This window comes from Catenulispora acidiphila DSM 44928, from assembly GCF_000024025.1.
Taxonomy (GTDB): domain Bacteria; phylum Actinomycetota; class Actinomycetes; order Streptomycetales; family Catenulisporaceae; genus Catenulispora; species Catenulispora acidiphila.
In genome coordinates this window covers 8,858,628-8,871,838 of the sequence record NC_013131.1, presented here as the reverse complement: position 1 = coordinate 8,871,838, position 13,211 = coordinate 8,858,628, and the positions used below count along the sequence as shown (strand labels likewise).

Here is a 13,211-nt window from a genome sequence, read left to right as displayed (position 1 = left end):
ACCCGCATCACCCGAATCGGCTAACGTGGCGGCGCCGCACCAATGGCCGGTGCGGTGCCGGACCCCGCCCGACCAGAAAGCCGCCGAGCCATGCCTGAGCAGGACCAGCCCGCCGCCGCCCGCAGCCGGGCCGCCGTCGTCTCCGCGGCCCCGGCGGCCGCCTCCGCGGCGGCGCGCGCCGAGGCCGACCGGCTCCTCGCCGCCGGCTACAGCGTCCTGTTCCTCACCCCGGCGTTCGGCAAGCGCAAGCCCGAGCCCTCGCGCGGCGGCGTGCACGTCGTCGAGGTGCGGGTCGGCACGTCCTTCGACACCGCGTCCGGCGCGCTGGGCAAGATCGGGCGCAAGGCCGTCCTGACCACGCGCAACGCCCGCGGCAAGGCGCTGAACAACCCGGCCGCCACCTGGTCCGCCGCCGACGTCGCCGCCGAGATCGGTCCCTACCTCGACGCGTTCGCCCCGGACGTCGTCGTGGTCTGCGAAAAGACCGCCGAGAAGGCGGTGGCCAAGCTCGGTCGCGCGGCCGTCGCCCCCGGCAAGGCGCAGCCGGCGGCCAAGAGCCCGCAGACCTCGCTGCTCATCGGCTCCAACAACAACGCCGGCATGGGCCACGCCTGGGCCCGCGCGGTGCGGGAGCACGCCGGGATCCCGGCCCGCAACATCCAGAAGAAGAGCTACGCCTTCGCCTACGGCTCCGACATCAAGGCCGAGGACAAGAACTGGGTCGACCCGGTGTGGGGTCTGGGCCGCGTCGCCGACACCCTGGACACCGTCACCCACGTCCTGTCCGAGAGCGGCCTGGCGGTCCTGGGCCGGCTCAACGGCGGCCAGTTCGCCGACGACCTGCCCGAGCTGCGCCGGGCCGGCATCCGGAGCGCGCTGCTCTTCCACGGCTCCGACATCCGCTCGCCCGACCGGCACATCGAGCTCTACAAGTTCTCGCCCTTCCGCGCGCCGGTGAGCGAGGAGGACCGCGAGCTCACCGAAGTGCTGCGCGGCAAGACCGCCGAGATGGCCAAGTGGGTCGAGGAGTTCGACGGCCCGGTCTTCGTCTCCACCCCGGACCTGATCGACGACGTCCCGCGCGCCACTTGGCTGCCGGTGGTCGCGGACCTGGAGCAGTGGACCGAGGGGACCCGCCCGCCGCTGGAGCGCGAGGTGCCGGTGGTCGTGCACGCGCCGTCGCGGCCGTTCATGAAGGGCTCGGACCTCATCGAGCCGACGCTGCGCGAGCTGGAGTCCCGCGGCCTGATCGAGTACCGGCGGCTGGAGCACATCCCGCAGGCCGAGCTGGTCGGCGTGGTGCAGGACGCGGACATCGTGCTGGACCACTTCGTGATCGGCAACTACGGCGTCATGACCTGCCAGGCGATGGCCGCCGGGCGCGTGAGCATCGCCAACATCGACCAGCGGGTGCGCGACCGGGTCCCGGCGGAGATCCCGACGATCCAGGCCGATCCGGACTCCCTCGCCGAGGTGATCGAGGGCGTGCTCGCCGACCGGGACAAGGCGCGCGCGATCGCCGCGACCGGGCGGGCGTTCGTCCGCGAGTTCCACGACGGCCGCAAGTCCGCGGAGGCGCTGGAGCCGTGGCTGCGCGGCTGAGGACCTGTCCCGGCCTTGTCCTCGCCGTATCCCTGTCGGGGTGAAGGTCATATTTACCGTTGCTAGACTCCGAGCCAGTCCACACCTGCCCCCGGAGGAACAGTGACCACGTCCGACCAGCCCCGCAGTGTTCGGCGCCCCCGCGTTGTCATGCTGGTCGGGAACTTCATCGACGGCGACTCCCGGGTCCAGAAGGAGGCGCGCTCGGCGGCCGAGGCCGGCTGGGACACCTACCTGGTCGGACGCTCGCGCAGCGGCAAGCGCGAGGAGTCGGCGTTCGGCGAGGTGACCATCCTGCGCCCGGCCGAGAGCATGGCCGCCACCAAGTACCGGACCTACCATCCGCGCCGCAGCGGTGTCAGCGGTCTGATCGCGTATTCCACGATCGAACTGGGCAAGGTCAAGCACCAGCGGCAGCGCATCCGGCAGTCCAACCTGGCCGTCGAGCGCGAACTGCTGGCCCGCCGCTCCGCCGACGGTCTGAACCCGGCGTCCAAGCTGGTCGACGAGGCGGTGCTGGCCGCCAAGTCCCTCGGCGTGAAGGCCGCCGGCTACTGGATCTCGGCGCGCAAGCAGGCGCTGGACCACAACTACAACATCGTCCAGGAATCGCCCAGCACCTCGCTGGAGCAGCTGATGGTGCGCCGCGGCGGCGAGGGCGCGGTCTGGAACGCCCAGCCGCGCCTGGTCGACTTCGAGGACTCCTTCGGCCGCGCCGCCGACGAGCTGGAGCCGGACCTGATACACGCCAACGACGCCGAGATGCTCGGCGTCGCGGTGCGCGCGGCGGCGCGGGCCCGGGCCAAGGGCCGCACCGTGAAGGTCATATACGACGCCCACGAGTTCTTCGCCGGCGACACCCGCGACAACCCGACCTGGGCTCCGGCGATGGCCGCGCAGGAGAGCAAGTACCTGCCGCTGGCCGACGCCGTGATGAGCCCGATCGAGGGCTACGCCTCCTCCATGGTCGAGCTCCACGGCATCGAGAAGTTCCCCGGCCGCCGGCCGCCGGTCCTGGTGAAGAACATGCCGGCGCTGGCCGACCTGGCCGCCTCCGGCGACGACGTCCCGGGCGTCCGCGGCGCCCTGGGCCTGGCCGACGACGTCCCGCTGCTGGTCCACCCGGGCAGCGTGACGAAGGTCCGCGGCCTGCAGACGGTGGTCGAGGCCCTGCCCGACCTCGAGGGCGTGCACGCCGCGCTCCTGGTCGGCCGCCGCGACGGCTTCGTCGCCGAACTGGTGGCGATGGCTGAGAAGCTCGGCGTCTCAGACCGCTTCCACCTGCTGGACTACGTGCCCAGCGAGGAGCTGACCGCCTACCTGCGCTCGGCGACGATCGGCATCGACACCCTGCTCCACATCCCGCTGCACGAGCTCACCATCACCACCAAGTTCTGGTCCTACATCAGCGCCGGCCTGCCGGTGGTCGCCAGCGACGTCAAGGCCACCTCGGAGCTGACCCGCGAGCTCGGCAACGGCGAGGTCTACACCGCCGACGACGCGAAGGCGTTCGCCGAGGCGGTGCGCAAGGTGCTCGCCGACCCGGCGGCCTACACGAAGGCTTACACCGAGGACACGCTGCGCCGGTACTCGTGGGAGGGACAGGCCGAGACGATGCTCGAGCTGTACCGCGAAGTGACCGGCAAGCCGTAGCCGCTGCTCGGCTGCTGCTTGGGCCGGTCCTGGGCCGGATGAGGATCAGCCTGCGAGATCAGTACTCAGTCAGCAAGATCAGTACTCAGTCGGCGAGATCCGTCGGCCGCAGCCGCGTCGCCGCGCTCCCGCCGCCCAGCAGCACCTCGGCGATCCGCTCCCCGGCGTGCCCGTCCCACAACGCGGGGCGGCGCGGCGCCGGCGGGGCGGCCAGGACCCGCTGCGCGATCTCGACGATCCGCGCGGGGTCCAGCCCGGCCAGGATGTTCGTGCCCTCACTGACCGTGATCGGACGCTCGGTGTTGTCCCGCAGCGTCACGCAGGGCACGCCGAGCGCCGTCGTCTCCTCCTGCACGCCGCCGCTGTCGGTGAGCACGATGCGCGCGCCGGCCTGCAACGCCACGAAGTCCAGGTAGCCGGCCGGCGGGATCAGGCGGATGCGATCGGTGGCGACCAGCTCGCGCAGGGCGCTCGCGGCGCGCGGGTGCGCCGGCAGGATCAGCGGCAGCTCCTCGGCGACCTTCGCCAGGGCGCCGACGAGCGGAGCCAGCGCCTCGGGGGAGTCGACGTTCGCCGGACGGTGCAGGGTGACCAGGCCGTAGCCGCCGGGGGTCAGACCCAGCTGCTCCAGGGCGCCGGCGGCCAGGGCGCGCTCGCGGTTGGCGAACAGCGTGTCGATCATGACGTTGCCGACCAGGTGGACCTGGTCCTCGCGGTAGCCCTCGGCGCGCAGGTTGTCCACGGCGTCCTGGGACGGCGCCAGCAGGTAGTCCGACAGCCGGTCCACGACGACCCGGTTGACCTCCTCGGGCATCGACCAGTCGCGGCTGCGCAGCCCGGCCTCGACGTGCGCCAGCAGCGTCCCGGCCTTGGCCGCGACCAGGCCGCAGGCGACCGTGGAGGTGACGTCGCCGACCACCACGACCGCGTCCGGCGCGAGCTCCGCCACGACCGGCTCGAAGGCCAGCATGATCCGCGCGGTCTGCTCGGCCTGGCTCCCGGACCCGGCGCCCAGATAGCGGTCCGGCGGCCGGATGCCGAGATCGCGGAAGAAGACGTCGTTCATGGCCTCGTCATAGTGCTGGCCGGTGTGCACCAGCACCACCTCGGCGCCGCGCGCCTCCAACGCGTCCATGACCGGCTTGATCTTCATGTAGTTGGGGCGGGCCCCCGCCACGCAGATGATCCTCAAGGCTTCCGCCGTCCGTGTTCGTTCCGCAGCTTGACCCGGCAACTGTAGAACACGAGCGGATACAGCCCCATCCGGTCCGAGCGCGCGCACCCGCGCACCGGCGAACGGAGCGGTGAACGCACTGGTAAACGCACCGAGACCCGGCCCCCCACCCCACTGGGGAAGCCGGGCCTCGGCCCGTGTCACGGCGTCCGCTCCGCGCCCCACAACGCTGAGCTTTCGCGCGTCCTACAACACTTCGACGTTTGGGCCCGCCAACCGGTTCCGACAGTCGAGAACATATTTCGCGTGATTCGCCACAGCGGCGTAATCGAACTCTGCGTGGTCGGCCAGCAACACCACCGCGTCGGCGGCGGCGATCTCCTCGGCGGTGGCCTCCACCCGGACCAGCCGGGCGTCGGCGTGGATGTCGTCGACCACGTGCGGGTCGGCGCCGCGCACCTGGGCGCCCAGGTCCAGCAGCAGTTCAGCGACCCGCGTCGAGGGCGACTCGCGGGCGTCGGAGGTGTTCGGCTTGTAGGCCAGGCCCAGCAACAGGACGCGCGAGCCGTTGACGGTCTGCCGCCGCGCGTTCAGCGCTTCCATCAGGCGCCGCACGACGTAGTCCGGCATGTGGTTGTTCACGTCGTTCGCCAGCTCCACGAAGCGGAACGGGACGCCGACCGTGCGCTCGACCTTCCAGGACAGGAAGGAGGGGTCGATCGGCAGGCAGTGGCCGCCGACGCCGGGACCGGGGGTGAACTTCATGAAGCCGAAGGGCTTGGACGCCGCGGCGCCGATCGCCTCCCAGACGTCCACGCCGAGCGCCTTGGCGAACATCGCTATCTCGTTCACCAGCGCGATGTTCACGTGCCGGAAGGTGTTCTCGATCAGCTTGGCGAGCTCGGCCTCCTTCGGACCGGAGACCGGGACCGTGGTCTCCACCAGATCGTCGTAGAAGGCCTTGACCACCGCCAGGGAGTCCGCGTCGACGCCGGAGACCACCTTCGGGGTCTTCTCGAACGGCCAGTTCTGGTTCCCCGGGTCGATGCGCTCGGGGCTGAACCCGGCGTGGAAGTCCCGCCCCGCGGTCAGCCCGGAGAGCTCCTCCAGGATCGGGACCATCAGTTCCTCGGTGGTGCCCGGGTAGGTCGTGGACTCCAGCACCACGGTCGCGCCGGGGCGCAGGTGCGCGCCCAGCGTGCGGGCGCAGGACTCGATGTAGCTCAGGTCCGGCACGCCGTCGCGCAGCGGGGTCGGCACGGTGATGACCGCCAGGTCGAACCCGGCCAGTGCGGCGGCGTCGGAGGTCGCGGAGTAGGCGCCGGAGTCCAGGGCCGCACGGATGCGCTCGGAGGAGACGTCCTCGACGTAGGACTCGCCGGCCGCCAGCTGCTTCACCCGGTGCGGGTCCACGTCGTAGCCCACGACCCGGTGCCCCACCTCGGCCGCCCGGACCGCGAGCGGCAGGCCGACGTACCCCTGGCCGGCGACGACTACGTGCATGATGACTCCGATCGAATCCCGCCCCGCGGCGCCGGAGCGACGTCGCGTCGCGCCAACTCTATGTGAGTGGGCCGGACGTCTCACGTCCGCTCATAACGTGTGTCCGCGCGGTCACGGAAGTCGCACCCTCACTTCTCCGCACTTCCCGCGCGCGAGGATTCCGCTCAGAGCCAGCCGCGCCGCGCGGCCTCGACCCCGGCCTCGAACCGGCTCTCGGCGCCGAGCCGGTCCATCAGGTCGGCCATGATGCGCCGCACGGTCCGCGCCGAGATGCCCAGCCGCTTGGCGGCGGCCTCGTCGGTGAGGCCGTCGGCGAGCAGACGCAGCAGATGCCGGTCGGTGGGGGACAGGCCGGCGGGGGATTCGGCCTTGGCCGGCATGCCGAGCGGCACGGCCTCGGTCCAGATCAGCTCGAACAGCGCGGTGAGCTGATCTATCAGCCCTGGTTCGCGGACGCACAGCGCGCCGACGCTGGCCTCGTTCGGCTTGATCGGCACGACCGCGGTCTTGCCGTCCACGATGAGCAGACGGCGGGTGACGGAGGGGGACAGGCGTACCTCGCTGCCCTGCTCTGCCATCCAGCGGCCGTAGGCGATGGTCGTGGGGTCCTGGCGGACCGTGGAGTGGTAGAGGATGCGGGAACGGACACGGCGGGTCATGTCCTGGTCGAGGGACTCCGCTGCTTTGAGCGTCGCCGCCGGTACCGCACTGCCCGGCACCATCGAGAGCACCTCGACCGCGGCGCCGGCCAGCAGCTGCTCCAACTCGGACTGCACGGCGTCCAGCCCGAAGAGCTGTTCGGCCCGTTGCCGGTCGGCCGCCGCCGCCCGCCCCGCCGCCACCGCGTCGCGGCCGGCCGCCAATTCCGCCTCCTGCCGCTGCACCAGCAACTGCATGCCGGCTACCAAGGACACCGGATAGAGCCCTCCCGGTTGTTCGCGCGAGGGGCGCAGAAGCGCCAGCTCCACAAGCCGGTCCAGGGTGTCCCGGATCCGGGCCTCTTCTTGGCCCAACCGTTCCTTCAGCTCGCGGACACCCACCGCGGGGTCGGCGAGCATCGCGCTATAGACCGCTTGCGCAAGCGGATCCAAACCCAGCGAACCAAGCACGGCACACCCCCTCTTTGGATTATCCGGCCTCCGTGCCGGACCCATGCTCGCAGCAGGACCCTTGGCGATCAAGGGGGATACCGCACCATTCCGGATACAGGCCGTGGCCGGGACCGGCCTGTCCTAAGGCGGACGGGCCTGCACCGTTCCCTGCACGGCCCGCTACGGGCGAGACTCAAACCGGCGCCCGGTCGCGGGCGTCCCGGCCCGCCCCCCAAGTTCCAGCTCGGGCCTCGTGCACCCACCCCCCGAAGAATGGATTCGCCGTGTCCCGCTTCAAGCATGTCCTGATGGGCTCCGTCCTCGCCGCGCTGGTCGCCGTGCCCGTCGTCCCGGTCCTCGCGCAGCAGACCCCCACGTCGAACAGCACCGTGACCGCGGCTCTGATCACCCCCGCCTGCGCGGGCTGCTGGGCCCAGGCCTGAGAGGAAGGAAGGCCAATGGATCTGATCATGGTGGCCGTGCAGCGAGCCGGCTTCGCAGGAGACCGCGGCCTGGCCGCGGCGACGCTCCGCTACGCACTGCAGGCCGTCTCCGGCGACTCCCCCCGCGCCCTGGAGCACGCCCACGTCGTCGTCGACGAGGCCGGGGTCTTCCCGGCGCGTCTGGTGGCCGGCCTGTACCTCGCCTCCGGCCCGGACGTCCCCTATTCCGTCCGCGACACCGCGACCGCGCTGGTGCGGCGCGCGCTGACCACCTCACCGATGCTGGAGGACTGGAGTGTCGACTGGGTCGAGGGTCCCTACGGCTACGAGCTGCTGGACAGCCTCGACACACTCGAAGACAGCCAGAGCCCGCTGCACAACTGACCACTTCCTCATCCTGCCGGGCGCCCCACTCGGCCGGCCGCCGGAGTGCGAGCTGTGCGAGGTGTGTCCTGCTGAAACTTTCGGCGGGGCACACCTCTTTATATGTTTTGCGATGCATCTGCCGTACTGGAGCGTTTCCGACCGGAACGGCCGATCGTTGACCCGCCATGCGAATGGCGTTGCGGAGGATCGATCCCCTGGCGGCGGCGGTGGCCGCACTCGCTCTGGCGTTGCGGGTTCCGCTGGTGATGGCGGCACTGCCGGGAGTCGGGAACTCGGACGAGCCGCTGAACATCTCCGTCGGTCTGCGGATGGCATCCGACGGGACGTTGGACGCGCACGCCTACCGCTATCCCGGCTTCCTCTACGAAGTGATCGTCGGGATGACGACGGCGTTCCGTGCAGTGGGGATCCACGTACCGGCACACGGAGCGATGCGGATCGAGAACCTCGGAGTGGCGCACACGGACTCCCGCGCCTTCATCGTGGCGATCCGGCTTGTGGGGGTCGCAGCATCAGTGGCTACGTGCCTCCTGGTGTGGGCCGTAGTGCGGGAAGTGCTTAAGGCGTCAGAACTTTCGGAGCGCTGGAGCCGGGGCGCGGCTGCGGTCGCCGCGATCACCGTGGCGGTTTCCCCATTGGCGGCAGCCAACAGTGCCTACGCGACGCCCGATGTATATGCGGGTCTGGCTGTAGCGCTTACCTTGTATGGCGCGACCCGGGTTCTTCGTGGCGCACGCTATGCGGAACTCCTCTGCGGACTCGGAGTGGGGATCGCATTAGGCGCCAAATACCTTGCCGCCGCAGTCCTTCCCGTACTTGTCGCCTATGTATTGAGTCCCGAGCGCCGCAGACGAGTGATCAGCATCGCCGGAGTGGCCGCCGTCGCGGCGGCCGTGTTCGCGCTGACCACACCGGGGATCATCATGCATCCCATCTCCGTTCTCGACGGACTGAGAGCGGAAGCCGTTCATTATCAAGGCGGCCATGTCGGTGCGCAGGGCGGTGCGCCCGGCTACTACCTGAGTGCGCTCTTCCGCGATCAACCATTGCTGCTGGACGCCGTCGCGGTGGCGGGCGTCGCGATCTTCCGGACCGCCGGTCTCATTCGCAGAACGTTGATCGTCGCGTTCGCCTATGCGATTCCCCAGTTCGTTCTCCTGGCGGTGATGACAGTGCGGTTCGACCGCAATCTCGTCCCGCTGACCCCGGCGCTCGCCGTCCTCGCCGGGGTGGCGGTCCCGGCCGTCTTCCCGCAGACGCGCCGCAGGGCGGTCGCCGCGATCACCGTCGCCGCCGCGTTCCTCCCGCTGGCCTCCGCCGTCCGGCTCTACCCGCAGCTCGACGAGCACTCCCGCGTGCAGGCCGCCGCGTGGGTCGCCCGGCACGTCCCCGGGCACGAGCCGGTCGCGGTCGAGAGCTACGGTCCCTGGCTGGACCCGGCGCGCTACCACCTGGTGCCGCTGACCTTCGCGGCCGACAAGCCGGCCGTCCAGGCGCGGGCGCTCATCCTGACCGAGCACGCCGCCGGCCGGTTCCTCTCCGACGCCGCGCACCATCCGCACGAGGCGGCGGCGTACCGCGCGCTCATGAGCCGTTACCGACTTGCAGCACGATTCACAGCCGGCTCGTGGATCGCGGTCTACGTGCCGCGCGGGACGTCGGAGCCGGTCCGGCAAGGGCCCAGGTAGCCGGCTCATCCGTCGGGAACGGTGGCGGCTTTCCCGCCCCGGGGCGCGATCCCACTAGCATTCCCATGTGACAAACGACCGCCGCCCCAGTGCTCGGCGCCCACGCGTGGCGATGCTCGTCGCCAACGACGTGCGCCTGGACTCGCGGGTGCAGAAAGCCGCCTACAGCGCCGCGGAGGCCGGCTACGACGTCCTCCTGCTCGGGTACGAACCGAACCGCAAGGGGCGTCCCTCGGACCCGGCCTACATCGGCGCGGCGCAGGTCGTGCGCACCGGACTGCACAACAAGTGGCAGATCGCGCAGTGGCCGCTGAAGGACGGCGGGTCGCCGAGCCTGCGGCTGATGCCGTTCCGGGCGCTGTCGTTCGCCTCGTCGCTGGACTACAAGGCGCGGCGCCGCATCGTGCAGCGGATCAAGGAGCCCGGCACCGGCGACGGCAGCATGAAGCACCGCGCCAAGGAGATGCTCTGGAAGGTCTACTTCCGGGACGGCGACTGGCGGCGCACGGCCCGCCACCTGCTGTGGCTGGAGTCCAGCTGGTCGGCGCTGATCGAGGAGTTCGAGCCGGACCTGATCCACGCGCACGACATGCACACCCCCGGCATCGCCGTGCGGGTGGCCGAGAAGCTGGGCCGCAAGGGCAAGCGGCCGAAGGTGCTCTACGACGCCCACGAGTTCGTGGCCGGCGTCTCCATGCCGGAGCAACGGCGGCTGGCCTACGTCGGCCTGGAAGGCGAGTACGTCCGCAAGGCCGACGCGGTGATCACCGTCTCCCCGCTGCTCGCGCAGTGGCTGCAGGAGCGCTACCACCTCACCGAGACGCCCGAGGTCGTGGCGAACGCGCCGATGCTGCACGTGCCCGGCGACGAACGTGACGAGTCGGGCGATACGGACTCTGCGGACACGGCGAACTCTGCAGACACGGCGAACTCTGCAGACTCCAAGGAGGCGCCGAGCCTGCGCAAGGCCTGCGGCCTGGCCGACGACGTCCCGCTGCTGGTCTACTCCGGCGCGGTCTCGCCGATGCGCGGCATCGCGACCATGGTCGCCGGCCTGCCGGAGCTGCCGGACGTGCACGTCGCGGTGGTCCGCGGCGCCGACACCGAGTTCACCCGCGCGCTGCGGAAGCAGGCGGAGGGCCTCGGCGTGGACGACCGGCTGCACATGGTCGGCTACGTGGCGCCGCACCTGGTCCCGCAGTACCTGGCCTCCGCCGACATCGGCGTGATCCCGATCCTGCACACCCCGAACCACGAGGTGGCGCTGATCACGAAGTACTACGAGTACATGCACGCCAAGCTGCCGATCGTGGTCTCCGACGTCCAGGCGATGGCGGACTTCACCCGGGACCTGGGCAACGGCGAGGTCTTCACCGCCGAGGACGCCCACGAGTACGCTCAGGCCGTCGCCAAGGTTCTCGCCGATCGGCCCGCCTACGCGTCCCGCTACACTGACGACCTGCTGGCGGCCAACTCCTGGGAGGGCCAGGCCGAGGTACTGGGCGGGGTGTACGCACGGCTGCTCGGCACCGAGCCGGAACCGCGGACGGGGGTCCGAGCGTTCGGCGAGACGAGCGAGCCGACCGCATAGGGTGTATTCACGGGGACATTCGGCGGACCGCATAGCGTTGCCCGATACTGTGACCGATCTACAGCACGACCCTGACCCCCATTCAGGCGCGACCTAAAGCAAGTGGAGTGTGAGCGTGGCAACCGCCACCAGTGAGACGGGATCCGTGGAGGAGACCCGGACGAGGACCCCCGAACCCCCGCGCCCGGCCGAGCAGGTTCACGTCTTCGAGCCCTACCGATACGCGCTGCCCAAGTTGGGCCCGTATTTCCGGGACGTGTGGGCCCGGCGTCAGTTCGCCACCCACATGGCGTCCTCGACGTTGAAGGGCCAGCATTTCGACAGCTTCTTCGGCCAGTTCTGGCTGGTGCTGAACCCGATGCTGCTGGCGCTGGTGTACTTCCTGCTGACGACCGTCCTCGGCGGCGCCGGGGGTGCCGGCGCGAGCGCGATGGATCACTTCGTCGGACTGTTGACCGGTTTGTTCGCGTTCTTCTACACGCGCAACGTCATCCAGTTCGCCGCCAGCTCGATCACCGGCGGCGGCAAGATGATCATCAACATGTCGTTCCCGAAGATCCTGCTGCCGATGTCGACGACGTTCACGGCGATGCTGACGTACTTCCCGACGCTGTTGGTCTACGCGTTGTTCTATGTGGGAGTGCACCACAGTGTCACGGTGAACATCCTCTGGGTGATCCCGATCTTCTTGATCCAGACCATCTTCAGCTTCGGCCTCGGGCTGTTGTTCGCCGCGGTGACCCTGTACTTCCGGGACATGTCGACGCTGCTGCCCTATGTGCTGCGCATCTGGATGTACATCACGCCGGTGCTGTTCAGCCTGAGCTATATCAAGTCCAAGACGATTCCGGACGCCACGGGCCACACCGCGCTGCCCCACTGGATTCTCGGTGTCTACCGGTGGGATCCGTTCTCGCCGATCATCAACTCGTGGAACACGGTGCTGGTCGGCAACGGCGCACATCCCTTCGCCAAGGGGGCGTCCTACGCTCCCCAGCTGACAGAGATCGCTGTCGGCGCAGTGTGTGCCGTGATCGCGCTGGTCATCGGCGCCTGGTACTTCATGTCGAGGGAGCGTGAGTTCGCTGTCCGCCTCTGAAACCGTCGAGACCGTCGAGACCGCGGCGGCAGCCGAAGCCACCGCGGCTCCGGCCGCGCAGCCCGCTGCCAAACTCGTCGAGAAGCAGATGGAGAAGCGCCTGGCCATCAAGGTCGAGGATCTCCACCTGTACTACCGCACCAAGGCCGAGGCCAACCCGACGCTGAAGGCCGCGCTGATCCGCAAGGCCAAGCGCCAGAAGGTCGAGGCGAAGGTCATCAAGGCGGTGAACGGCGTCTCCTTCGAGGTGCCGCACGGCACCGTGCTGGGCGTCATCGGCCACAACGGCGCCGGGAAGTCCACGCTGCTGCGCGCGCTGTCCGGGATCCTGCCCCCGACGCAGGGCCGGGTCGAGGTGCGCGGCCGGGTCTCCACGCTGCTGGCGCTCGGCGTCGGCTTCAACCAGAACCTCACCGGCCGGGAGAACATCGTCCTGGGCGGGCTGGCGCAGGGCTGGTCCAAGGACCAGATCCGCGAGAAGGAGAACGCGATCATCGACTTCGCCGATCTCGACACGCTCTCGGAGGGCGCGATCGACCGGGCGATGAAGACGTATTCCTCGGGCATGTACGCCCGCGTGGCCTTCGCGGTCGGCGTGCACATGGACCCGGACATCCTGCTCGTGGACGAGGCCCTGTCCGCCGGCGACGCGCGCTTCAAGGAGCGCGCCACCGAGAAGATGCTGGAGCTGTGCGAGAACGCCCGCACCATCGTGCTGGTCTCGCACGGTCTGGAGACCGTGCGGCACATGTCCAACCGCTGCATCTGGCTGGACCACGGCAACCTGGTGCAGAGCGGCGACCCGGACGAGGTCATCGACGCCTACATCGAGAAGCAGCGCAAGGACCGCGAGGACGCGGACCGCAAGAAGGCCGCCGCCGAGGCCAAGGAGGCCCAGGAGGACCAGGCGCTCGCGGCCAAGGCCGAGAAGACCAAGGAAGCGCTGCAGAAGGCCATCGGAGAGGACGTCTGAGCAAGGC

General features: G+C 69.9%; 11 protein-coding genes. 8 read left to right on the top strand and 3 right to left on the bottom strand.

Annotation, left to right across the window (positions count from 1 at the left end):
* The first annotated feature begins 90 nt into the window (after positions 1-90).
* Positions 91-1,602 (top strand): glycosyltransferase, encoded by a 1,512-nt coding sequence (locus CACI_RS37775; RefSeq protein ID WP_015796192.1) that lies wholly within the window; start codon positions 91-93, stop codon positions 1,600-1,602.
* Positions 1,603-1,704: 102 nt separating this feature from the next.
* A complete protein-coding gene (locus tag CACI_RS37770; RefSeq protein WP_015796191.1) occupies positions 1,705-3,255 on the top strand; it encodes a glycosyltransferase family 4 protein in 1,551 nt (516 codons plus the stop codon).
* An 85-nt stretch (positions 3,256-3,340) separates the two neighbouring features.
* Here the strand turns inward: CACI_RS37770 and wecB are convergent, their stop codons facing one another.
* From wecB to CACI_RS37755, 3 genes are all read right to left on the bottom strand, one after another.
* Complete coding sequence (wecB, locus tag CACI_RS37765) at positions 3,341-4,489, bottom strand: non-hydrolyzing UDP-N-acetylglucosamine 2-epimerase (RefSeq protein WP_015796190.1); 1,149 nt, start codon at positions 4,487-4,489, stop codon at positions 3,341-3,343.
* Between the two features lie 186 nt (positions 4,490-4,675).
* Positions 4,676-5,932: a nucleotide sugar dehydrogenase gene (locus tag CACI_RS37760; RefSeq protein ID WP_015796189.1), complete on the bottom strand. Its 1,257-nt coding sequence runs from the start codon at positions 5,930-5,932 to the stop codon at positions 4,676-4,678.
* 164 nt (positions 5,933-6,096) lie between these two features.
* Positions 6,097-6,990 carry a helix-turn-helix domain-containing protein gene (locus CACI_RS37755; RefSeq protein WP_223297368.1) on the bottom strand — a complete coding sequence of 298 codons (894 nt, stop codon included), beginning with the start codon at positions 6,988-6,990 and terminating at the stop codon, positions 6,097-6,099.
* Positions 6,991-7,307: 317 nt separating this feature from the next.
* Here CACI_RS37755 and CACI_RS51755 point away from each other — a divergent pair, with 317 nt between their 5' ends.
* The 6 genes from CACI_RS51755 to CACI_RS37730 all read left to right on the top strand — a co-directional run bounded on the left by CACI_RS51755 (position 7,308) and on the right by CACI_RS37730 (position 13,204).
* Positions 7,308-7,466: a hypothetical protein gene (locus CACI_RS51755; protein WP_015796187.1), complete on the top strand. Its 159-nt coding sequence runs from the start codon at positions 7,308-7,310 to the stop codon at positions 7,464-7,466.
* Between the two features lie 15 nt (positions 7,467-7,481).
* Positions 7,482-7,850, top strand: a complete 369-nt coding sequence (locus CACI_RS37750; RefSeq protein WP_015796186.1) for a hypothetical protein — start codon at positions 7,482-7,484, stop codon at positions 7,848-7,850.
* 173 nt (positions 7,851-8,023) lie between these two features.
* Positions 8,024-9,541 (top strand): glycosyltransferase family 39 protein, encoded by a 1,518-nt coding sequence (locus tag CACI_RS48650; protein WP_015796185.1) that lies wholly within the window; start codon positions 8,024-8,026, stop codon positions 9,539-9,541.
* A gap of 67 nt (positions 9,542-9,608) precedes the next feature.
* The gene (locus CACI_RS37740; RefSeq protein ID WP_015796184.1) at positions 9,609-11,132 is read left to right on the top strand and encodes a glycosyltransferase family 4 protein; all 1,524 of its coding nucleotides are present in this window, start codon (positions 9,609-9,611) and stop codon (positions 11,130-11,132) included.
* 115 nt (positions 11,133-11,247) lie between these two features.
* The gene (locus tag CACI_RS37735; protein ID WP_015796183.1) at positions 11,248-12,231 is read left to right on the top strand and encodes an ABC transporter permease; all 984 of its coding nucleotides are present in this window, start codon (positions 11,248-11,250) and stop codon (positions 12,229-12,231) included.
* Entirely contained in the window at positions 12,209-13,204 is a 996-nt protein-coding gene (locus CACI_RS37730) for an ABC transporter ATP-binding protein (RefSeq protein ID WP_015796182.1), read from the top strand. The genes CACI_RS37735 and CACI_RS37730 overlap by 23 nt, the downstream gene beginning before the upstream one ends.
* Positions 13,205-13,211 lie beyond the last annotated feature (7 nt).

What these genes read in the sequence shown, in the direction of transcription:
- CACI_RS37750 (WP_015796186.1), top strand. Translation starts at nt 7,482, where the DNA reads ATGGATCTGATCATGGTGGCCGTGCAGCGAGCCGGCTTCGCAGGAGAC.
- CACI_RS48650 (WP_015796185.1), top strand. Translation starts at nt 8,024, where the DNA reads ATGGCGTTGCGGAGGATCGATCCCCTGGCGGCGGCGGTGGCCGCACTC.
- CACI_RS37760 (WP_015796189.1), bottom strand. Translation starts at nt 5,932, where the DNA reads ATGCACGTAGTCGTCGCCGGCCAGGGGTACGTCGGCCTGCCGCTCGCG.
- CACI_RS37755 (WP_223297368.1), bottom strand. Translation starts at nt 6,990, where the DNA reads ATGCTCGCCGACCCCGCGGTGGGTGTCCGCGAGCTGAAGGAACGGTTG.
- CACI_RS37775 (WP_015796192.1), top strand. Translation starts at nt 91, where the DNA reads ATGCCTGAGCAGGACCAGCCCGCCGCCGCCCGCAGCCGGGCCGCCGTC.